The organism is Candidatus Melainabacteria bacterium (genome assembly GCA_016193285.1).
Lineage (GTDB): Bacteria > Cyanobacteriota > Vampirovibrionia > 2-02-FULL-35-15 > 2-02-FULL-35-15 > JACPSL01.
Genome location: JACPSL010000017.1, coordinates 1 through 20,647, shown reverse-complemented (window position 1 = coordinate 20,647; position 20,647 = coordinate 1). Strand labels below are relative to the sequence as shown.

Here is a 20,647-nt window from a genome sequence, read left to right as displayed (position 1 = left end):
TAAAATTAAGTCCTTTCAACTTAACTTGGCCGTTATTTCACTTAAATCTGTTCCATGAGTTGAATATTTATTTATGTATTTTAACTCTTAATTGCTGACTATTTTAAATAATTGACCTTTTACTCACCGTAAGTCCTAGGATACAGACTTAGAGTGGGAGATTATAGAATTCTATACACTGTTGATACTGGCATTCAAATTATAGAGATTTATAAAATTGGACACAGAAAAGATATTTATAAATGTTGAATATCTCTCTCTAAAACAAGCTGTAATTCCTGACCTTTATTAATGTTTATACCATCTACATTTTCTTTCTTTAAATATAGTGCAGTTACTGAAGTTGAAATTAAATCACCTGCTAAAGATAAGCCAAGCTTATTTTTTTCTATTGCTAACGGCAAACTTTTTCTTAGCAAGGTATCAGCATTTTTATTTGTGTTAGAGCTTACAAGTGGTGTTAAACAACCCTGCTCATTGATGTAGCCTTGCTGGATGTTTAATTCAGTATCTAGTGGAACTGTCTTTCCAAGAGGTGTAGCCAAAGTATCCAGATGAAAACCAATTTTACCTGTTCTTATAAAAATATTTGGTTTTTTAAAAAAACTAATTCTACCTCTTACCCATGAATCTTTTGGAATAATTAATTGTGGTGGGTTTGTAGGTAAATAAAAATCTTCTACTACATGTGCTTTAAAATAATCTCCAGCCATTGAAGTTTTTACATTTATAAAACTATCAATTATTAATCTTAGTCTGGTATTTATTGGGATTGGGTTTAAATCAGATAAAGGTTCTTTACTTACAAAATCAGGCAGTTTCTTTATATCTATCTCGGTAGGAAGATTGCTCTCATAACCATTTAACTCACCAGGAACTCTTAATTTTATTTCTGGCTTTTGAATTAATTCTTCATTAGCAGCTATAACTTGATATTGGCTAATTAAAATCAGAAGAGTGAAAAGCAGAAAATAAAATTTTCCAAACGCTGAACGCTGAACGCTGAACGCTGTCCTACTGTACTTCATCTTGAATTAAAACTTCACTTCCACGCTTAGACAATTCATCAAGTCTTGAACTAATTTTACTTGCTCTTTCTTGAATAGTAGTCGCTACTTGAGAGGCTTTACCAGATAACTTATCTTTTGTAATTTCTTTTAACTCCCTTGATTTATTAACTAAATCCTCCCTCATTTCTTTCCCTGCTTTTGGAGCAATTAAAAGTCCTATAATTAATCCTGATACTAGTCCTGAAAACATTCCAAAAACAAATTTTAAAAAACTTCCTTCCTTCTTAGACATCCTTCTCACCTCTTGTTCCATTGTAGCTGGTTTCATCATTTTTGTAACTACAGAAATAGTCCCTAACTCCGGCTAGGATGCCACTTGCAGATGAAAGAATTATTACTCCTGCTTCATTTATTCCTGCTCTTATTGTCTTACTACCTGTTTTTACTAATGTTTTAACATTTCCTATACTTTCTTTTACTCCTTTAATGGTTGGTTCAAAATCATCATTAACTAAATCAATTAAACTTTGAGCTGAACTTAATGTTTTACTAAGTTGTAAAGCAACAGGCACTAAAACAACAAGCATACAAATTGAAGTAAAAGTCAGTATTACAAAAGAAAACACAATTACTAAATTCAGATCAAGAGATGACATTTAGTATTCACCTTGATGCTATATTAGTTGTAAATCTTTTAAGCTCTTTAGATTTTTCTTTTGCAACACTCATGCCAGTTGTTACAGCTTTTGAAAACTTTTTAGTTTGTTCTTCCAAAGCAGTTTTTGCAAAATCTAAAACTGAAACAAAGAGGTCTAACAAGCTTTCTAAAAAAGCTAAAAAGTTTTTAGGAACTGATTCAACTTTTTCCTTAAGTTCATAACGTAGTTCTTTACCAGATTTAGGAGCATACAAAAAAGCTGATACTATTCCTAACAAAAGCCCAAATAACAGTCCACGTTTTAATGTAAGTTTCATCGTTAGATATATTAGCATATTCCTTCCCTCTGTTACGATCTTATTGCTATGGATTTCCCCTTTTTACTTCGTCCATGTCCAAAGTGTAGTAAAGATATATGCAGAAGAGCATATACAATGAGCCTTGCACTTGGTTATGCAGAAGAACAATATTGTTTAAGTTGTCTTAGTAATATGCATGGACAAAGTATGAATGATATGTTTGATTTTGTGTACGGATATATTCAAGGTAGAGATTGTTTTAAAAAAGAATGGATTAAGATGAAAGATAAATGTGAGTGCCCGCTGCTTAATTCTTGTGTTATAGAAAAATGTTTCCCAATTAATTTTGTTTTAGATTTACGTGGGGTAGAATGTCCTTTAAATTTTGTAAAAACAAAAATCCAGTTAGATAAAATGCAAACTAATCAAATCTTGGAAGTCTTGCTTGATCCAGGTGAAGCCATTGAAAGTGTTCCACCAAGTGTAATTGAAGAAGGGCATAAAGTACTGTCTCAAGAACTATTTGAAAATTATTATAAAGTTTTAATTCAAAAAAATTAGTTTAGCTCCGCATCTTGCATGATTTTTAAAAGAGTATTTTCAGTTATGTCCAAGAAATAAATAGCACGATCTCGAACTCTTTCTGTGCGGTCATTTGCTCCAAAGTATTTTCTGGAAAGTATTTTTCTTATTAGTTCTAAATTAGATCTAGCTTCATGTGCAAGAACATCTTTAGGTGGAGTAAATGGATCTGGATTTCTACTTAAATAAAAATATCTTTCTCTTGATCCATGTACTTCAGAGCCTAAATAGTTTATGGCACCTAATCTTACTTCTTCGTCAGTATGGGTTATTCCGTTACCATTACTATTTGCAATTATCAGTGAATAAGGAGGCCCTGCCATTACTATTCCACTTACACCAAGCATTGGAATAAATGGTGTAGCAAGAAATATTTCTGTTGTTATTCTTCTTTTTGCACTCATGTAAGCTCTTCCTGCTTGAGCTTCAGGACTCATGTCTAATGTCATTGGTTCTAGTTTTTTTTCATCATCCGTCATTTCTTCTTTTTTGTTAGCTGAAGGTGTAGGCTTTAATGCTCTAAGCAAAGTATTGTCTCTGCTAAGAGCAGTAAACTTTTGTAGTTCTTCATTTAGAAGATCTCTTTCATTTTGCATAAGTTTTCTAGTTGCACCATTTAGATCGTATATGCTAGCAACAAATTTATTGATTCCATCTTGAGCATCTCTGTGCTCTGAATAGCATAATCTTAGTTCTTGTGGTATTAAAGGATTTCCTTCTTCATCTATATCAATATTGTGTGGAGGAAAACTTTGTAAAGTTTGTATTGCTTTTTTATGACGATAATTAGCTGCGTCATAAAACAATGGCTCTAAGCAAACTCTTAAGGTTTCTGTTAATCTCATATAGGTTGATTTCTTGTTATACATTTAATCAGTCTAAACTTTACATGTCAAGATTTAAGCAAATGATTTTATGATTTTTTGTCCTTTACAAGCTATAATAAAAAATGCTTTGGGCGATTAGCTCAGTTGGTTAGAGCACACGCTTGATAAGCGTGGGGCCCCGTGTTCAAGTCACGGATCGCCCATTCTAGAGGATCAGAGATCAGAGGATCTATAGGGAGTGTGACCAAAGACGTTTGATAAAAGTTAAGTAATTAATAATTTCTATTTCTATATTCATAGATAAACAGAGCTTGGCATATTTTCAGTACTACTGCAAATATTCATGAATATTTGCAGTATCATTGCATTTCTGTTTCTTTGGCTATGACGAGTAATAGATTTTAAAAACAGTAATCTCAATAATATCAGAAACTTGTTGCCAAGCAAGGGTAAAAAGATTAATTAAATCTTAGAAACATGGAATTTGAGATACTTTTAACAGTTTTATTTGCTACATGTAAAATCTGATTACAAGTTAATGTTATAAGAAAAATTGCTGTAACAGTACTCCAGATTGCAGTATTTAATTCTTTTGATTTGCCAAGTGCTTTTTCAAAACCTGTAAAGAGCTGTCTTGATGGACTGTCTACAATCATTAGTTTTGCAATATATGAATAGTAATAAATTGACAGGATAGTTGTTACTAAAGCAATTGAACCTAAAATAATTCCAACTGTTCCTGCTTCAAAGCTTGCTTTAAAAAGTAAAAACTTTGCAATAAAACCAGCTGGAGGAATTGGTAAGCCAGCCAAGTTAAAAAGACATATTGCAAAAGCAAAAGCAAGTAAAGGATTTATTTTAGCTAACCCTGCGTAATCACTAATTAAATCTGAGTCATGTTCATTTCCAAATGCAATGATGCACAAGAAAGCTCCAAGGTTCATGACTGAATAAACAATTAAATAAAAAATGCTTGCAGATAATGCATGAAAATTATTTAATGCAAGTCCAATTAATATATAACCTACTTGTGCAATTGAAGAATAAGCCATTAATCTTTTTATGGATGCTTTGTTTAACACTTCTCCAAGTGCTACAAGATTTCCAATAACCATAGATAAAACTGAAATAGTAATTAACATTGGCTGCCATATTGAAGCTGCAAAATCAAATAAATAAAAAATAATTCTTATACTTATTGCAACTCCTGCAGCCTTTGATGCTACAGATAAAAATGCAGTAATTGGTGTTGGTGCACCTTCGTAAACATCTGGCGACCACATATGAAATGGTGCACTTGCAAGCTTAAATGCTAAGCCACCAATAACTAATATTAAAGTAATTGTAATAATTGATTGATCTAAGCCTCCAGCTTTTGTTAATTCAAGAAGTTTATATTTAATTTCATAAAATTGGGTAGATCCACAAAGACCATATAAAATTGACAAGCCAAACAAAAAAATTGCTGATGCACTTGCACTACTTAGTAAATATTTTAAAGATGCTTCGTTACTTCTTAAGTCATATTTTGAATAACCTATAAGTAGTATTGAACTTAATCCAAGAGTTTCAAATGCAACAAATAAAGTAATTAAATCATTTGCACTAACTAAAAACATAATTCCAAGAATACTAGTAAGTAAAATAATCATGTACTCGCTTTTGTGAACAAAACCTTCGCTGTATTTTACAGAACCAAGAATAATTAAAATAGCAACTAAAAGTATGAGTAACCTAAAAATAATGCTTAGTGAATCAGCTATATATGCTCCGCTTAGTATTTGAATGGGTTCTTGTAAGTTAAGTTCAGAGTTAACAATATGAATACAACCAAGGGACATAAGTATGGTTGAAATAATCCAAATAACATTTTTAAAAGAAGTGGTACTAAGAAATATAGCTATTATTAATGCTAAAAGCACTAAAAGCTCTGGGTATAAAACTAATAGTAAGTCTTTTAACCAAAACATGTTTGCAATTATAGAGCCTTTTAAAGTATTTTATGGTTCATTCTAATTAAAAGTTATAAAATGTATTTTATGGTTTTAAAGTATTTATTAATTTTAATTGTTTTTGTTTTTTGTTTCCAGTTTTTTCAATTCTGGCAATTGTCTTCTTTTGCTAAAGAGACTGCATTAGATATTAAAGATACAGGTAAAACAGAGGATAAAGCAGAAGAAAAAGAAGAAGAGAAATCTGATCCACTACTTACTTATAGACTGGTTGGGATTTATTTAATTGGCAAGGAACCAAGAGCATTAATTAAAGATTTATCTAATGACCAAGAAGGTCCAAAAGAATTTCAAATTGGTGATTATTTAGATGAGTTACATACATTTTCAATTTCAAAAATTTCTTTTAACCCAACTGCTAGAGTAGAATTAATTGATCAAAATGGTTTAAGTTATTTAGTCAAGCCATACAATACAGATGATAAAAATACACAAGTAAAATCAATGGGAGCATCTAGATCTGTGCCAACATATTTTTCAAGTACAACTCGCAGTAAAGCTACTCAAGGTACACAAGATACTACACAAACAAGTACTCAAACAACTGGAACAACAACTCCTTCTCCTCAAGCTCAAGATACTGCCCAAACACAAGAAGGAACTCAAGCACCAACCCAAGCACAAACTCAGTCACAAACTCAAAGCGGGACTACAACTACGTCCTTGCAAGCTGTTACTACTGGCACTTCAGCAACAACACAAACTGCACCAGCTCCTGTAAAAACAGAACAACCTAAACCCTCTGATAGTCTTGATGTAAGTAGACCTTCAAACCCATTTGCAAATTAACTAAGAGATTCTATTTCACTAATTGTTTTAGGTATGCCGCTAGTTAAAATTTTATTTCCATAGTTAGTTACTAAAACATCATCTTCAATTCTAATTCCAATACCACGAAACTTTTGTGGTATGTCTTGTAAATTGTTTGAAATATAAATACCTGGTTCTACTGTCATTACCATGCCAGGCCTAAGCTTAATAGAATTACCTCTTTCATCAAAATATGGACCAGCATCATGAACATCTAAACCAAGCCAGTGACCAAGCTTGTGCATAAAAAATTTTTTGTATTCTCCTTTTTTAATTATTTTTTCAGTACTTCCTTTTAAAAGTTTTAATTCTTTTAATCCTTCAACAAGTACTTGAACAGCTTTATTATATGAGTCACTAAATTTTTTACCAGGCTTTATTTTTTCTATGGCTTGTAATTGAGCTTCAAGAATAATTTCATAAATATCTTTTTGTGCACCTAAAAACTTTTTATTAGCAGGATAAGTTCTTGTTACATCTGAAGCATAGTAGTTATATTCACATCCTGCATCAACTAATATTAAATCCTTATTTTGAATTTTTTTATTATTTTTTATGTAATGAAGAACTGTGCAGTTTTTTCCTGAGCCAACAATTGAAGGATATGCTGGTCCTAATGCTCCCCTGGATCTAAATTTATATTCAATTAAAGCTTCTAGCTCATGTTCATATATTCCAGGCCTTGCATATGACATAGATAAAATATGTGCTTCTCTTGAAATTTCAGCTGCTCTTTGTATGCAACTAATCTCATAATTATCTTTTATTAATCTCATTTTATGGATAACTGGTCTTGGATCAGAAATATTTTTAGGTGCTTTTATTCCATTTCTGTTATTTTTATTTATAGAGTTAATTAAGTTAGTAATTTTTAAATCTAATGTTTTATTTTTTCCAATTGGCAAAAAAATATGCTCAGCTCCTTGGAATAGTTTTTTTAAATGAGTATCAAATTCTTGTAAGTAATGTGTTTCATCTACAAGATAAATTGCTTTAGCTTTTTCTTTATTTAATTTTTTCCCTACCCATTTTTCTTTTTCTTTTTCTTGTTGTTCTATGTAAAGTAAATATTGAAATGACTTTTTATCCTTTTTTAAAATACAAATTGAATTTGGCTCTTCAACTCCTGTAAGATAATAAAAATCCGAATCAGGTTTAAACTTATGTTCTACGTCATTTGAATAAATTAAAACTAATCCATTTGATAAAATAACAAGTGATTTATCAGGCAGCTCATTAATAAATAGTTTCCTTCTACTAGCAAAGATTTTAAAATTGAAATTGTTTTTCACTTGTTTCAATATAATAGAGATGTAATGTAAACTAAAAAGAGCTTAATTGAAAGGTTAAGAAAATGTTAAGGAGTATAATTTGGAGTAAAATATACAGTTTTCAGGTATATATGTCCTATAACTAGCTAATTTACCAAGATTAAGCAGGAGGGTTAACATCTATTTTAGTAAGAATATTTAATAGAATATTATTTTTGAGCCAGAATAATAATAACAATCAGTTCAAAATAATTATAGAAATATGAAATATTTAAAACGATTTTTAAAAGGCTAACGTTAAATGGGAATAACAACAATATGGCAACAGCAAATCCAACAAGAATATCCCTAACACAATTATTAAAAAGTGGCAAAACATCCTTAAGTGAAGCACTAAACCTTTTAGTTGATTCATCTGGTACGTTAAATTTTGAATACCTGGATAAAAATTTACTTTCAGCTATGCCTTCTTCTTGGCCTGCTGAACAAGCAATTCCTCTTTTATTTTGGAATAATAAACTTTATGTAGGTGTTCCTGAGAATCATGAAAGCTCATTAAAGAATAGTTTGTCTGATTTTTTAAATGGTTGTCAAATTGATTTTAAAAATATAAAACCTGAAAGCTGGAATAAATGGTTTGCATTAATTGGAAAAACCCCAGGAAATATTCCTACACAACAAGCAGTTTCTTATGAAGCTAGAACTCAAATTTCACCTGGAGTTGAACAAAAGACATTACAGGGAGCATTACAAACTCAATTAGCATCAAAACCTGTGGCTGCGCCTCAAGCAAAATTAGGCGCAGAATTAGAAGCTACAATTGATAAAATTCCTATTCGTCAAATAATGGCAACTGATGAAGGAGCTATTGCAAACGATGTCAGGGCATTAATGGGTGAAGCTTTAACACAACGGGCAAGTGATATTCATTTTGAACCTACAACAAAAGGATTAATTGTCAGATTTAGGGTTGATGGGATCTTAAGAGATGTTTGCAGATATTTTTCAACAGTGCAAGATTTAAGAAAAGTTGTTCTTGCACGTATAAAGATTATTGCAGATTTAAATATTGCAGAACAAAGACAACCTCAAGATGGGCGTGTTACTGAGGTTTTAGGTGGTCAAAGAGTAGATCTTCGTGTTTCAACCTTACCAACCTTACATGGGGAAAAGTGTGTAATAAGAATACTTCCGCATGAAAATAATTTCAGCAATTTACTTGATCTTGGTATGCCAAAAGGCAGATTATCAGTTTACGAAGAGTGGTTAGGTCGTAGTCAAGGAATGATACTTATAACTGGGCCAACAGGTTCAGGAAAAACAAGTACTTTGTATACTAGCTTAGCTAAGTTAGTGGATACTTCAAAAAATGTTGTAACAGTAGAAGATCCAGTAGAATACCAGTTAGCTAGGGTTAATCAGGTACAAGTTAATGTAAAAGCAGGTTTAACTTTCTCATCAGGGTTGAGAAGTATACTACGCCAAGACCCAGATATTGTAATGATTGGGGAAATTAGGGATACAGAAACTGCAGAAATTGCTATACAAGCTGCTCTTACAGGGCACCTTGTCTTAAGTACCTTACATACTAATGATGCAGCAAGCACAATAGTAAGAATTATGGATATGGGAATTGAACCTTATTTAATTGCAAGTGCATTAATTGGGGTAATTGCTCAAAGACTTGTACGTAAAGTTTGTTCCTGTCACCAGGAATATAAACCTTCTAGTGAGGAACTAGAATTATTACAATTAACGTCTTCTGCAGATGAGATCTTTGCAAAAGCAGTTGGTTGTGAAAAGTGTAGTAATTTAGGTTATTCTGGACGTGAAGGTGTTTTTGAAATTATGCCTGTAAATGACAAAATCCAACAAATGGTACAAGAACGTCCTAATTTAAATGAAATAAAAGCAGAGCTTCTACGTGTAGGTGTTCCTACGCTTGCTCATGCAGGTATCCAAAAAGTAAGAAAAAGAAAAACTACACTGGAAGAATTATTAAGAGTAATTCCAATAACCAAGTAAAGATCTTAAAGAAGAAGCGAAAGTAACTATTCAGCATGTTAATTTATCCCAGGTTATCCTTCACGAAATTATGCTATTTAATAAAGCGAGACTTGATCCAATTTATTTGGGCAAGTCGAGCGATCTATGGAAAGGTGGCTCGAGGAGCTATGTCACCGCAGAGCCACCTGAGTAATTACAAGTGAAAAGTAATATTGTAAACGATAGACTTCAGCTAGAAGATCTTCTTGAAAGATTTCCTGTTAATGTTTCCTTGCCAAGAATAAATTTTAAAAAAGTTAAACTAAGTAAGCTTCAAAATCTTGATAATTATTTAAAGACAAAAAATATTACTAAAGTAATGCTGGATACTAGCCTTTTAGAATTAGATTTGCCTGTAGCTAGATCAACGCCTGAAATAAAATATGACATTGAAAAAATTAATCCATTGAGAAAAAAAACGGATGTTGAAATAAAACTTCCAAGCAAAGAAAAAGAAACAAAAGAAAAAAATGTTACTTTTAATTTAGAAGCTGAAATAGCTACAAGTGAGGAAAATGTTATATTTTCTCCTTCAGTTGTTTCAATGCCACCATTAAAAGAAGATGTTATAAGTTCTTCTGGTGATAAAGAGGATAAGAGTATAGTTTGGCCTCCAGAAGACAAAAAAGCTAAAAAAGAAATAGAAAAAAAAGAAAAAAAACAAACATATTTTTTATCAGAAGAAAAGCCGGAAGAAAAGAAAACTTTTCCATGGTTATCCAGTGAGCAAGAATATCAGTCAATTGAAAATGTATTTGAAGGTGGACTAGAAACAGAACTCTTAGATGTTCCAAGTGAAAAACCTTCTTCTCCAAGTCTTGAACAAGCTATTCCACAACAAGTAGTTTCACAACAAGCAGTATTAAAAGCCATATATCCTGAGATCCCATTTGATGAGACAGTACCAAAATTAGATAACTTAGATATTAAAGACATAAAGTTTGATAGTATTTTTCTGGATAAAAGTGAACAAATAGAGCTATCATGGAAGGTTGAAAAAGTGTTTGAAAAATTAAAAAGTATCAAGCTAACACCAGTGCGTATTATTATTGTTGGTGGTTTAGCTACTACTTTAGGTTATTTACTTTGGACTTATTTCCCGGGTTTTAAAACAGGTGTTATTTCTCCTCGTGGAAGTAACAAGGTTGTTGTAAGAGATATATTTAAGAAAACTCATTCTACGCTAGAGGAAACTTCAGTGACGAAAGAAAAGCCAAGGTTAGAAGAAAAAATAATTGAACCTGTAACTGAAAAAGAGCGTGAAGAATTAATTCAAATGGCAAGAGAAGCTCTAGAAAACAGATTAGATCCATTTGGTCAGGAAGCTGTTTTACCTCAAAGTGTTATAGAAGAAAAAGCAAAGCAAGAAGAAATGAAAACTCCTCCTGACATACCAATGTTTAGAAAGCAAGTAGAGCTAGTAGGTATAATTAGTACTGAAAATAAAAACTTAGGATTAGTAAATGTTTATGTTGCTGAATATACTGTAAGTCCTTCAGATGATAAGGTAAAGAAAGAAGAGAAACTAAAGATAGCTTTAAATATGGCTGTGCCAAATAGAATAGAAGTTTCCCTTTTAGATCCTGTTGAGGATTGGTATGTTAAACAAATTTCAAAAGGTAAAACAAGAACTGAAGATCCAACAATTGAGCTTGTAAAAGGAGATAAGAAGTTTAAACTTAAAGTAGGTCAAAAAGTATTATTGCCTGAAGAAAAACAAGAAGAAAACATAAAAGACGAAGATAACGAAGAAAATAAATAAACAAATTGTATTAGATGCTCTTAAGGAAGATTTAGGATCTTCTAGTGATATAACTTCAGAAAGCATATTTCAAAAAAATCATAAGTCTAAATTTAATTTAATTGTCAAGGAAGATGCTGTCTTAGCAGGCACTAAAATTTTTAAATTAGCTTTTTTATTACTTGATAAGAAAATTAAAATTAATATGCTCTTTAAAGATGGAAATAAAGTTAAAAGAAATACTGTCATTGCAAAAATTTACGGTAGTACTTTATCGATTTTAAAAGCTGAAAGAACTGCACTGAATTTTATTTCTCATTTGTCTGGTATAGCAACTTGTACTAATGAATTGTTAAACTTAATTTCAAGAAAAAGATTTTCAAAGAAGTTAATCCTTTTAGATACAAGAAAAACAACTCCTAATTTAAGAGAACTTGAAAAGCAAGCAGTAAGGGCTGGTGGTGGTAGAAATCACAGAATGAATTTAAGCAGTATGATTTTAATAAAGGATAATCATATTAATGTTGCAGGAAGTGTGAAAAACGCTTTTAGTAAAGTACTTCAAAAATATGGCTGTAAGTTTAAAATTGAAATAGAGGTAAGAAACATGAAAGAATTAAAAGAAGCAATTTCTTGTAAGCCAGATGTCATAATGTTTGATAACTGGAATGTTAAGAAATTAAAGAAAGTATTAAAATTCTTTCCAAAACATATTAAAATTGAAGTAAGTGGTCAGATTAATAAAAAAAATATTAGCCATTATGCAAGTTTAGGCGCAGATTATATTTCTACAAGTTACATGATTAAAAATAGTAAGTGGACAGATTTTTCATTAGATGCAGTTTAGTAACTATAAGCTATACTATATGTTCCAATGAGATTTAAAGCAAGAGCAAACTTTGATGTAGTAATAATTGGTTCCGGAATTAGTGGTTTACTTTGTGCACTTGAGTTAGCTAAAGAAAAAAAAACAGTGTGTGTTTTAACTAAAGAAGCTGTTACTGAAAGCTCAAGCCTTTATGCACAAGGTGGAGTAGCTGTACCTGTTGGTCAATGTGACAGTGTAGAAAAGCATTTAACGGATACATTACAAGCAGGTTGCGGACTTTGTGATGCTGCTGTAGCTAGAGAAATAATAAGTAATTCAATATCTGCTTTCGAGAAATTAATTTCATATGGAGTGAAATTTGATCCAGATACAAATAATCTTATTCATCAAACAAAAGAAGCTGCTCACTCTGTTCCTAGAGTTTGTCATATTGGTGGAGATGCTTCAGGCAGGTTTATTACAAAAGCATTAATTGACAAGACTTGTAGGGAACAAAATATTTCTATATCACAAGGAAGTATAGCTCTTAAAATATTAAAAAATGAAGATAGAGCTTGTGGGGTGTTAGTTGAAGATATTACTCGTAATAAATATGTTCTTTTAGGAAAAGAAATTATAATTGCTACAGGCGGAACAGGTCAGATTTATAAATTTACTACTAACCCTAAAGTTAGTACTGGTGATGGAATTGTTATGGCATCTAATGCAGGTGCTGAACTTCAAGATATAGAAATGATTCAGTTTCATCCTACAGTCTTACTTAAAGGACAGGAAGCATTACTAATAACTGAAGCTATTCGTGGGGAAGGTGCAAAATTAAAAAACTCTCATGGTGAGCCTTTTGCAGATAAATATCATAAGTTAGGGGAATTAGCTCCAAGGGATGTTTTAGCAAGAGCTATTTTGCATGAAATGAAAAAAGCAAATTCAGAACATGTTTTTCTTGATGTTAGTAATTTTAATGAAGAATATTTTAAAAACAGATTTCCAACAATTTATCAATTTTGTAAGGATAGAAAAATAAATTTATTTAGAACAGGAATCCCAGTATCACCTGGCGCTCATTATTTAGTTGGTGGTATTAAATGTAATATTTCAGGTAAGACCTCTGTTCCTGGATTATGGGTCACTGGTGAAAGTGCCTCAAATGGATTTCATGGAGCAAACAGGCTTGCAAGTAATTCTTTGCTTGAGTGTATTGTTACACCTCATTTTTTAGTTAAAGAGATGCTGGAAAAAATACTTGTTAATTATCCGACTTTAAATAATTCTTATGATATTGATATTGATAACAACCAATATCATGAAAATGATATTAAAGCTCTTTTATTAGATCTACAATTTAAAAATTGGGACAACATAGGCCTTATAAGAACAGGTAAGAATTTAATTAATCATTTAAATTGGCTTGAGGGTATATCAGAGTGGTTTAATCTTGATGTTTTAAGTGATCATTATCAACTTCAAGAACTAAAAAATATGATTCTTTTATCAAAGATTATATGTCAAGCTGCTATAGAACGTAAACATAGCTTAGGGGTACATTTTAGAGAAGATTATCCACAAGTTCCGCAAGAGATAAGGCATAGTCTGTTTAAAGTAAATGTGAAAGAAAAAATGCCTGTATCATTTTTATAATAAAGCACTATAATTATAAAAATTAAAAGTTTAAAGTTTTTTATGGTTCTTAAAACAACACAATTTGAAGTAAGAGAACTTGTACATAAGAAAAATGCTGTTATTTTAACTCACATTTATCAAAGGTTAGAAGTTCAAGATGTTGCAGATCATGTTGGTGATAGTTTAGCTTTGTCTAAATTTGCTGCAAAGACAAAGGCAGATATTATTGTTTTTTGTGGTGTACATTTTATGGCAGAAACTGCAAAGTTGTTAAATCCACAAAAAACAGTTTTGTTGCCTGATTTACAATCAGGATGCCCTATGGCAGATATGATCTCTGTAGATGACTTAAAAGCATTTAAAGCTAAATATCCTAATGCACCAGTAGTTTGTTATATAAATTCAAGTGCAGCTGTAAAAGCAGAATCTGATCTTTGTTGTACAAGTACAAATGCAGTGCAAATTGTAAACTCCTTAAAAGAGGAAGAGGTAATATTTATTCCTGACAAAGGTTTAGGTGTCTGGGTACAAGAACAATTGCCACATAAAAAACTTCATATATATGATGGATTTTGCCCTACTCATTATCAAATTACTATTAAAGAAGTTTTTGTAATGAGAGAAAAATATCCAGATGCAGTTATAGTTGCACATCCTGAATGTGATCCTGAAGTTTGGCGATTAGCTGATTTTACTGGCAGCACATCACAAATTTATAAATTTGTTTCAAGTCATGAAAAAGATAAATTTATTATTCTCTCTGAACAAGGATTGGTAGCTAGGATGCAGCGTGATATGAAACACAAAACTATAGTTACAACATTTCCTTTACCCTTATGTCCAAATATGAAATATCACAAATTAGAAAGCATTATTGAAGCACTTCAAGAAAATAAACATAAAATTGAAATAGATCCAGGAATTTTTGAAAAAGCAGCAAGTACTATAAATAAAATGTTTAAAATTACTGAATCTGACTCACATAGCAGTAAAAACTTCTGGGAAGGACCAAAACCAGCTTTGAGTGTTAAAGGTGTTAAAATAGCTTCTAAATGCACAGCTCTTTAACAATAAAAGAACTAAGTCATTCTCTTTTTATTGATCTTGTAGAAACTCTTTTAGAACCAAAAACCAATAAATTATGGCTGCAAAAAGTTGTTAATTTGTTAAAGCAACTGCTTGATGCAAGGCATGTTGTTCTTCATGCTTATATTGATAATTTAATTGTGTTTGGTAGTGATGACTCATCATTCATAAATGGAAAACTACAAAAACAAAATTACGAAATAGATCAAAGTTATATCTTCCCACTTTCAGTTGAAGGAAAAATTGAAGTTGTTTGGGAAAGTAAACCACAAGAAGATAAGTTAAATGAGGTAAATCGTATTTTTTTACTAGTTCAAAGTGCTTTAAAAAACAGAGCTGACTTAATATCAAACAAAGAAAGATTTTTAAGACAAGAAAGTTTGGCAAGAATTGAAAAAATATTAATAACTGAATTGGATTTTAAAAGCCAATTATACTCTTTTGCAAAGGAAGTAACTAAGACATTAAATACTACAAGGTGTCAAATTAAACTATTTTCTCAAAACAAGCCTTCAATTTTTGATAATCAATTATCAACTGAATATGTTCAGAATGGATTTTTAGAATCTAGTTCTATAATTCCTGTTTTTGAAAAAGATTGGCTTTGTAAATTAGAAAAAAAATATGATCATGAATCTTTTTTACTTAGCTATAAAATGGATGTAGGTAAAGCATTGAGTGGGATTGAAGCTTTATTGTCGATTTATTCTGTCCTAGGATATCCTCTTATTTATAAAGATAAGCCAATTGGTGTAATTGTTTTACATCAATGTGATTATGAGAGAAACTGGAAAGATGATGAGATCTCATATCTTAAAGAAATATCTTTATTTTTAAGTGTTTTAATTGGTAAGGAACTTGACATAAATAAGAAAAAATATTTTAAAGATACTTTGGATTTAAGTACCAATATTATCAGCTCGGATGAATTTTTAAGAGAACTTAATCATATTCAAATTGAAGCTCAAATTACAAATTCTTTTTTTAGTTTAATTATGGTTGACATTGAAAGACTTAGGGATATTAATTTAAGTTTAGGTTTTGTTGCTGGAAATCTTGTTTTATCACAGACTGCTAGATACCTTCATAGAATATTTAGTGATAAATATCAAATAGTTAGGTTTAGCAATGATGAGTTTATAATAATAATGAAAAATGTAAATGAGGAACAAGCAAGATTAGAAGCTGAAAAGCTAAAAGAATCTTTAAATAATATTTCTGTTCTAGGAGTAGGACCAGTAGATTATAATTTTTCATTTGTAACTTACCCTACTCATACTACTTCTATTTCTGAAATGCTTGTGTTATTAGAGCAAGCAATGGTTCTTTCAAAAGCTAGAGGTAAATTACAAATATCTAGTTTTGATGAAGTTAAATCTGAATCAAGAGATAAATGGCAACAATTAATTGCTAATGCTATTCCGGAAATAATTATAAAAAAGACAAGTTTTAAAACAGGACCAGAAGTCATTGAAACAATAAACAAGCAAATCACTGAAAATAAGAGCTTGAACTCTTACAATGCTGATATTTTAGATTCTGTTCAATCCTTAGCTATTGCATTAGATGCTAAGGATTCTTATACAAAAGATCATAGTAAAGAAGTTTCAGAGTATGCATATTTGCTTGCAAAAAATTTAAACCTGGACTTTCAGGAACTTGAATGGATTAGACTTGCAGCATCGCTGCATGATATTGGCAAAATTGGTATACCTGAAAGTATTTTATGTAAGCCTGGAAAGTTAACTAAAGAAGAGTATGAAATAATAAAAAAGCATCCTGTAATAGGTGCAAAAATTTTAAAGCCAATAAAACCATTAAAAAAAGTTGCAGCTTTAGTTTTGTTACATCATGAAAATTGGGATGGTAATGGTTATCCTAATCATTTAAAGAAAAGCGAGATCCCACTTGGTGCAAGAATTGTAAGCATTGTTGATGCATACCAAGCAATGACCAGTGATAGACCTTATAGGGCTGCATTACCTTTTTATGAAGTGATTAAAAGACTTAAAGAGGGCAAAGGAAAACAATGGGACCCTGAACTTATTGATATGTTTATAGAAATAATAACTAAACAAAATTGACAATTGACAATTGAGAATTAAAAAATTATGCTGACTTCAAAAAATAAGGTAATTGTTTATGCTCAGGATGCTTTTAGTAGTAACAGTGCAAAAACAGCAGTTGGTTTTATTAAATATGGTTTGTCTAAAACTGTTGGAATAGTTGATAGAAAACTTGCAGGGAAAAGAGCAAGTGATATATATAAAGGACTACTACCTGTGCCAATTTATAATTCAATTGACATAGCTAAAAAATCAAACCCAGATGCTGATGTTTTATTAATAGGAATTGCACCTGCTGGGGGAAAATTTCCAAAAGAATGGCTAGGAGAAATTAAAAAAGCAATTTCATATAAATTAAATATAGTTAATGGATTGCATGATTTTTTAAATGACATTGATGAAATAAGAAGTTTAGCAAATAAAAATAATGTCTTTGTTTGGGATGTCAGGGATTGGCAGTTAATTAAGCAAAATTTAAAAACTGGAGTTGCAAATGGACTATTGTTAAATTATCCAATTAAAATTGTACTTACTGTAGGAACTGATGCAGCAATTGGAAAAATGACAGTTGCCCTAGAGTTAACTAAATCAGCAAAGCTTTCAGGTAAATCTGCAACATTTGTTGCTACTGGTCAAACAGGCATTATGATAAGTGGAAGTGGAGCACCAATAGATGCAATAACTGGAGACTTCATGGCAGCTGCAATTGAAGAAGAACTTATTAAGGCCAGTAAAAGAAAATATGAGATTGCTTTTATAGAAGGGCAAGGCTCTATCTTGCATCCTGCTTGGTCTGGAGTTACATTAGCTTTATTACATGGTGCTCTTCCTCATAAATTAATTCTTTGTCATAAAGTAGGAAGAGAATATTTAAAGAATACAAAAGTAAAAATTGGATCGTTAAATGAATTTATAAATATTTATGAATCTATATCTTTGCCATTAAGAAAAGCTAAAGTAGTAGGAATAGGATTAAATACATATGAATTAAGTAAAAGAGAAACAAGTGATGCTATAAAAAAAATTGAAGATGAAACTGGTTTAATAGCGTCTGATCCAGTTAAGGAAACAGGAGAAAAACTTTTAAGAGCATGTCTAGGATAAGTTATACTGCCAGGCCTTTTAATTTAAAGCTTGAATACCCTTTTGGAATTTCTAGAGGCTCAATTAATATAGCAAGAAATGTTTTAGTTACTTTAGCTTTTGATGATATTCTTGCTTATGGTGAAGCTGCACCTTCAAGTTATTATGGGGAAAGTCAGGATTCTGTTATTGAATTTTTAAATGCATTTGTTAAAAATAAAAGAATTGAAAATTATTTAACAAATATAAAACAATTAATTGAAGATTTAAATTATTTTACTTCTAGTGTTTATCGTGGTTCTTCTTCTAGTGCCTGTGTTGCATTAGAAATGGCATTTTGGGATTTAATTGGGAAAATAGAAAATAAATCACTTTATCAATTCTTTTTTGTTGATGATCCGTTTTTAAGTAATGGCAGAACTTATGATCATATAAAACCAACTTCATACACGATTGCACTTGATAAATTGCTTGTTGTTGAAGAAAAAGTTAGTAGAGCTTTAAAGCTTGGCTATAAGATTTTAAAAATTAAACTTGGTTTAAGTTATGATGAAGATTTAAATATATTAAAGACAGTAAAAAATCTCCTAAAAGATAGTTCATGTATTATTCGGGTGGATGCAAATGGTGGATGGGATATTGATACTTTAAAAAGAATGTTTGATGTTTTGCCATCATATGGAGTAGAACTAATTGAGCAGCCGTTACCCAAGGGACAAATTCGAATGTGTTCTCTTGATATAAAAAACTCACCAATTCCAATTTTTGCAGATGAAGATTGTGTCTTAGCTAATGATGTAGAAAAGCTTGCAGGAAAAGTTCATGGTGTAAATATTAAGCTAATGAAAACAGGTAGTATTTTAGAAGCTTATAATATGATTAATTTAGCAAGATCATACAATTTAAAAATTATGTTGGGATGTATGATTGAATCTTCTTGTGCAATTTCTGCTAGTGTACATCTTTCACCTTTAGCTGATTATGTTGATTTAGATGGACATTTGCTTTTAGAGCGAGATCCGTTTTCTGGTTTAACATTAGAAAATAATAAAATCATTCCATCTTTTGACTCAGGCTTGGGTGTATATTTTTCTAGTGATTGAGAACTGATAATATTAGTACACTGTCATGGTTAAAAAATAATCCTAAAAAAGAACACCTCAAGATTTTAACGATGTCCCCTCAAATGGTCAACTTGTAGCAAATTTAACTCGCTAATTTTCTAACTTGTTCAAATGCAGCAATTATATTTTCTTGGGTTAGGATTTCAGGAGTATGGTCTTTAATAGCATTGAAAATCTCTTCATCGGATAAACCATCAGATTTTTGTACTAATTCTATATAATCAAATGTACTATTTGAACTTTTTAATCTCATTGCTTTTATTAAAGTGCTTACATAAGCTTCAGAAGAGTTATTACTTTTAATTCAAAGAAAAGTGAAGGTTAAGACGTCCTTCTTAACCAAAATTGGTTAGTATCAAATTAGATTATAATCTTTCTTTTTAAGTACTTTATTTAGGATAGAAATGCTTCTTGTAAATGATGCGACAAAAACAGTTAACCTTCCTTTTAGGCCCATAGGCTTTAAGTTTCCACAGGGCAAAAAAGAAGTTACTATGAGTGATATTACAGATTGGATAAAAGAAAAAAATCCAGGCCCTATTCAATGTTTACCTCATTTTGCTATTTGGGCAGGCATTGGAACAATAGCTAGTGTAATACTAGGTTTTGTAGGTATTAAAAAAGATAACAAACTTTTTAAATGGGGTGGGGGAATTCTAGGAGTAGTAGGAGCTGTGATAATCGCTGTTGGAGTATACTTTGGAAAACTTGTGAAGCAAATTCCAGAACAAGAAAAGAAGGCAAAAGAAGAACAGGAAAAGAAGTCAGAAGATGCTTTCCAAAAGATCCTTGAAACATCAGTTATAAATTCATTGAAAAATATATCAAAAGAAGATGAGACCAAATGTGAAGAGCAGAGAAAAGAATTAATAAGCAGGCATGCAAAGGATAGCGAAAAGGTTAAAACATTGTTCGAGAAGATAAAATCAAGCAGTGATGATGAAGGATTAGCCAAAGAAGCTGAACTTTGTCTCAAAATTACTTATGATGAAGAAAAAAAAATTAATAGTATGATCGTTGCTTTGAATAATAAAAGTGCTGACATAGATGCTAGATGCGAAGCAATTATGGATTTGCGTTTTGCAAATAAGTATAAAATGGTAACAGATGCATTATCAGAAAGAGTAAAAGATAAAAGCGAACCCTATAGAATTAGAGAAAATTCTTTTCTTGCACTAGTTCATAGGGAAGGTTATAATGCAAAAGACTTGATACTTAGACTTCTTAAAGACCCAAACGAAGAACTTAGAGGTATGGTTGTTACTTCGCTAAAACGTTTAGTATTAGAAATAAAGAATAGAGATAAAGACATTTTGAAAGCTCTTTTGGAAGATCTAAAAAGCTTGCAAATAAACGAAAACGATGACGAAGGCAAAAAATCACTTCAAAATTTAATCACACAAGTTGAAAAAATATCTAAAAAATAAAATGAAAATCATTACTCCTAGGACTTACGGTGAGTAAAAGGTCAATTATTTAAAATAGTCAGCAATTAAGAGTTAAAATACATAAATAAATATTCAACTCATGGAACAGATTTAAGTGAAATAACGGCCAAGTTAAGTTGAAAGGACTTAATTTTA

Annotated in this window: 19 protein-coding genes, 1 tRNA gene and 1 pseudogene; 13 read left to right on the top strand and 8 right to left on the bottom strand. The window is 30.9% G+C overall.

The window, feature by feature from the left end; translation table 11 throughout:
• The first annotated feature begins 141 nt into the window (after positions 1–141).
• Positions 142–249, top strand: a pseudogene (locus HYY52_03625) (type II toxin-antitoxin system RelE/ParE family toxin).
• Here HYY52_03625 and HYY52_03620 read toward each other — a convergent pair.
• The 4 genes from HYY52_03620 to HYY52_03605 are packed head-to-tail and all read right to left on the bottom strand — an operon-like array spanning position 237 to position 1,985.
• Entirely contained in the window at positions 237–1,028 is a 792-nt protein-coding gene (locus HYY52_03620) for a hypothetical protein (protein MBI2995776.1), read from the bottom strand. The pseudogene HYY52_03625 and the gene HYY52_03620 overlap by 13 nt on opposite strands.
• Positions 1,015–1,302, bottom strand: coding sequence for a YtxH domain-containing protein (locus HYY52_03615; GenBank protein MBI2995775.1), 288 nt, complete (start codon positions 1,300–1,302; stop codon positions 1,015–1,017). The genes HYY52_03620 and HYY52_03615 overlap by 14 nt, the downstream gene beginning before the upstream one ends.
• Positions 1,295–1,666, bottom strand: a complete 372-nt coding sequence (locus HYY52_03610; protein ID MBI2995774.1) for a hypothetical protein — start codon at positions 1,664–1,666, stop codon at positions 1,295–1,297. Before HYY52_03610 ends, HYY52_03615 begins: the two co-directional genes overlap by 8 nt.
• A gap of 7 nt (positions 1,667–1,673) precedes the next feature.
• Positions 1,674–1,985 carry a YtxH domain-containing protein gene (locus HYY52_03605; protein ID MBI2995773.1) on the bottom strand — a complete coding sequence of 104 codons (312 nt, stop codon included), beginning with the start codon at positions 1,983–1,985 and terminating at the stop codon, positions 1,674–1,676.
• A gap of 261 nt (positions 1,986–2,246) precedes the next feature.
• On the opposite strand from HYY52_03605, the gene HYY52_03600 reads away from it, so the two are divergent.
• Positions 2,247–2,528 carry a sulfurtransferase TusA family protein gene (locus tag HYY52_03600; GenBank protein MBI2995772.1) on the top strand — a complete coding sequence of 94 codons (282 nt, stop codon included), beginning with the start codon at positions 2,247–2,249 and terminating at the stop codon, positions 2,526–2,528.
• On the opposite strand, the gene HYY52_03595 is transcribed toward HYY52_03600, so the two are convergent.
• Entirely contained in the window at positions 2,525–3,394 is an 870-nt protein-coding gene (locus HYY52_03595; protein MBI2995771.1) for a hypothetical protein, read from the bottom strand. The genes HYY52_03600 and HYY52_03595 overlap by 4 nt on opposite strands.
• Positions 3,395–3,505: 111 nt before the next feature.
• On the opposite strand from HYY52_03595, the gene HYY52_03590 reads away from it, so the two are divergent.
• Positions 3,506–3,579 (top strand) — tRNA-Ile (locus HYY52_03590).
• A gap of 255 nt (positions 3,580–3,834) precedes the next feature.
• On the opposite strand, the gene nuoN is transcribed toward HYY52_03590, so the two are convergent.
• A complete protein-coding gene (nuoN, locus tag HYY52_03585) occupies positions 3,835–5,346 on the bottom strand; it encodes an NADH-quinone oxidoreductase subunit NuoN (protein ID MBI2995770.1) in 1,512 nt (503 codons plus the stop codon).
• A 69-nt stretch (positions 5,347–5,415) separates the two neighbouring features.
• Here nuoN and HYY52_03580 point away from each other — a divergent pair, with 69 nt between their 5' ends.
• Positions 5,416–6,177: a hypothetical protein gene (locus tag HYY52_03580; GenBank protein MBI2995769.1), complete on the top strand. Its 762-nt coding sequence runs from the start codon at positions 5,416–5,418 to the stop codon at positions 6,175–6,177.
• Here the strand turns inward: HYY52_03580 and HYY52_03575 are convergent.
• Positions 6,174–7,490: an aminopeptidase P N-terminal domain-containing protein gene (locus tag HYY52_03575; protein ID MBI2995768.1), complete on the bottom strand. Its 1,317-nt coding sequence runs from the start codon at positions 7,488–7,490 to the stop codon at positions 6,174–6,176. The two genes, HYY52_03580 and HYY52_03575, sit on opposite strands and share 4 nt — an antisense overlap.
• 297 nt (positions 7,491–7,787) lie before the next feature.
• Between HYY52_03575 and HYY52_03570 the strand changes: the two genes are divergently transcribed.
• The 8 genes from HYY52_03570 (at position 7,788) to HYY52_03535 (ending at position 19,043) form a co-directional block, all read left to right on the top strand.
• A complete protein-coding gene (locus HYY52_03570) occupies positions 7,788–9,494 on the top strand; it encodes a type II/IV secretion system protein (protein MBI2995767.1) in 1,707 nt (568 codons plus the stop codon).
• 181 nt (positions 9,495–9,675) lie between these two features.
• Positions 9,676–11,277: a hypothetical protein gene (locus HYY52_03565; protein ID MBI2995766.1), complete on the top strand. Its 1,602-nt coding sequence runs from the start codon at positions 9,676–9,678 to the stop codon at positions 11,275–11,277.
• Positions 11,258–12,103 carry a carboxylating nicotinate-nucleotide diphosphorylase gene (gene nadC, locus HYY52_03560; protein MBI2995765.1) on the top strand — a complete coding sequence of 282 codons (846 nt, stop codon included), beginning with the start codon at positions 11,258–11,260 and terminating at the stop codon, positions 12,101–12,103. Before HYY52_03565 ends, nadC begins: the two co-directional genes overlap by 20 nt.
• Before the next feature lie 27 nt (positions 12,104–12,130).
• Positions 12,131–13,723 carry an L-aspartate oxidase gene (gene nadB, locus HYY52_03555; protein MBI2995764.1) on the top strand — a complete coding sequence of 531 codons (1,593 nt, stop codon included), beginning with the start codon at positions 12,131–12,133 and terminating at the stop codon, positions 13,721–13,723.
• A gap of 42 nt (positions 13,724–13,765) precedes the next feature.
• On the top strand, positions 13,766–14,773 hold the full coding sequence (gene nadA / locus HYY52_03550) for a quinolinate synthase NadA (GenBank protein MBI2995763.1): 1,008 nt from the start codon (positions 13,766–13,768) through the stop codon (positions 14,771–14,773).
• On the top strand, positions 14,758–16,875 hold the full coding sequence (locus tag HYY52_03545) for an HD domain-containing protein (protein ID MBI2995762.1): 2,118 nt from the start codon (positions 14,758–14,760) through the stop codon (positions 16,873–16,875). Before nadA ends, HYY52_03545 begins: the two co-directional genes overlap by 16 nt.
• Before the next feature lie 27 nt (positions 16,876–16,902).
• Positions 16,903–17,961 (top strand): DUF1611 domain-containing protein, encoded by a 1,059-nt coding sequence (locus tag HYY52_03540; GenBank protein MBI2995761.1) that lies wholly within the window; start codon positions 16,903–16,905, stop codon positions 17,959–17,961.
• Positions 17,949–19,043 carry a dipeptide epimerase gene (locus HYY52_03535; GenBank protein MBI2995760.1) on the top strand — a complete coding sequence of 365 codons (1,095 nt, stop codon included), beginning with the start codon at positions 17,949–17,951 and terminating at the stop codon, positions 19,041–19,043. The genes HYY52_03540 and HYY52_03535 overlap by 13 nt, the downstream gene beginning before the upstream one ends.
• A 103-nt stretch (positions 19,044–19,146) precedes the next feature.
• On the opposite strand, the gene HYY52_03530 is transcribed toward HYY52_03535, so the two are convergent.
• Positions 19,147–19,317, bottom strand: a complete 171-nt coding sequence (locus HYY52_03530) for a hypothetical protein (protein MBI2995759.1) — start codon at positions 19,315–19,317, stop codon at positions 19,147–19,149.
• 151 nt (positions 19,318–19,468) lie between these two features.
• On the opposite strand from HYY52_03530, the gene HYY52_03525 reads away from it, so the two are divergent.
• On the top strand, positions 19,469–20,491 hold the full coding sequence (locus tag HYY52_03525) for a hypothetical protein (GenBank protein MBI2995758.1): 1,023 nt from the start codon (positions 19,469–19,471) through the stop codon (positions 20,489–20,491).
• Positions 20,492–20,647 lie beyond the last annotated feature (156 nt).

Coding starts and splice junctions, on each gene's coding strand:
- HYY52_03605 (MBI2995773.1), bottom strand. CDS start 1,985: ATGAAACTTACATTAAAACGTGGACTGTTATTTGGGCTTTTGTTAGGA.
- HYY52_03595 (MBI2995771.1), bottom strand. CDS start 3,394: ATGAGATTAACAGAAACCTTAAGAGTTTGCTTAGAGCCATTGTTTTAT.
- HYY52_03570 (MBI2995767.1), top strand. CDS start 7,788: ATGGCAACAGCAAATCCAACAAGAATATCCCTAACACAATTATTAAAA.
- nadB (MBI2995764.1), top strand. CDS start 12,131: ATGAGATTTAAAGCAAGAGCAAACTTTGATGTAGTAATAATTGGTTCC.
- nuoN (MBI2995770.1), bottom strand. CDS start 5,346: ATGTTTTGGTTAAAAGACTTACTATTAGTTTTATACCCAGAGCTTTTA.
- HYY52_03615 (MBI2995775.1), bottom strand. CDS start 1,302: ATGTCTAAGAAGGAAGGAAGTTTTTTAAAATTTGTTTTTGGAATGTTT.
- HYY52_03620 (MBI2995776.1), bottom strand. CDS start 1,028: ATGAAGTACAGTAGGACAGCGTTCAGCGTTCAGCGTTCAGCGTTTGGA.
- HYY52_03540 (MBI2995761.1), top strand. CDS start 16,903: ATGCTGACTTCAAAAAATAAGGTAATTGTTTATGCTCAGGATGCTTTT.
- HYY52_03530 (MBI2995759.1), bottom strand. CDS start 19,317: ATGAGATTAAAAAGTTCAAATAGTACATTTGATTATATAGAATTAGTA.
- HYY52_03535 (MBI2995760.1), top strand. CDS start 17,949: ATGTCTAGGATAAGTTATACTGCCAGGCCTTTTAATTTAAAGCTTGAA.
- nadA (MBI2995763.1), top strand. CDS start 13,766: ATGGTTCTTAAAACAACACAATTTGAAGTAAGAGAACTTGTACATAAG.
- HYY52_03545 (MBI2995762.1), top strand. CDS start 14,758: ATGCACAGCTCTTTAACAATAAAAGAACTAAGTCATTCTCTTTTTATT.
- HYY52_03610 (MBI2995774.1), bottom strand. CDS start 1,666: ATGTCATCTCTTGATCTGAATTTAGTAATTGTGTTTTCTTTTGTAATA.
- HYY52_03600 (MBI2995772.1), top strand. CDS start 2,247: ATGAAAGATAAATGTGAGTGCCCGCTGCTTAATTCTTGTGTTATAGAA.
- HYY52_03580 (MBI2995769.1), top strand. CDS start 5,416: ATGGTTTTAAAGTATTTATTAATTTTAATTGTTTTTGTTTTTTGTTTC.
- HYY52_03525 (MBI2995758.1), top strand. CDS start 19,469: ATGCTTCTTGTAAATGATGCGACAAAAACAGTTAACCTTCCTTTTAGG.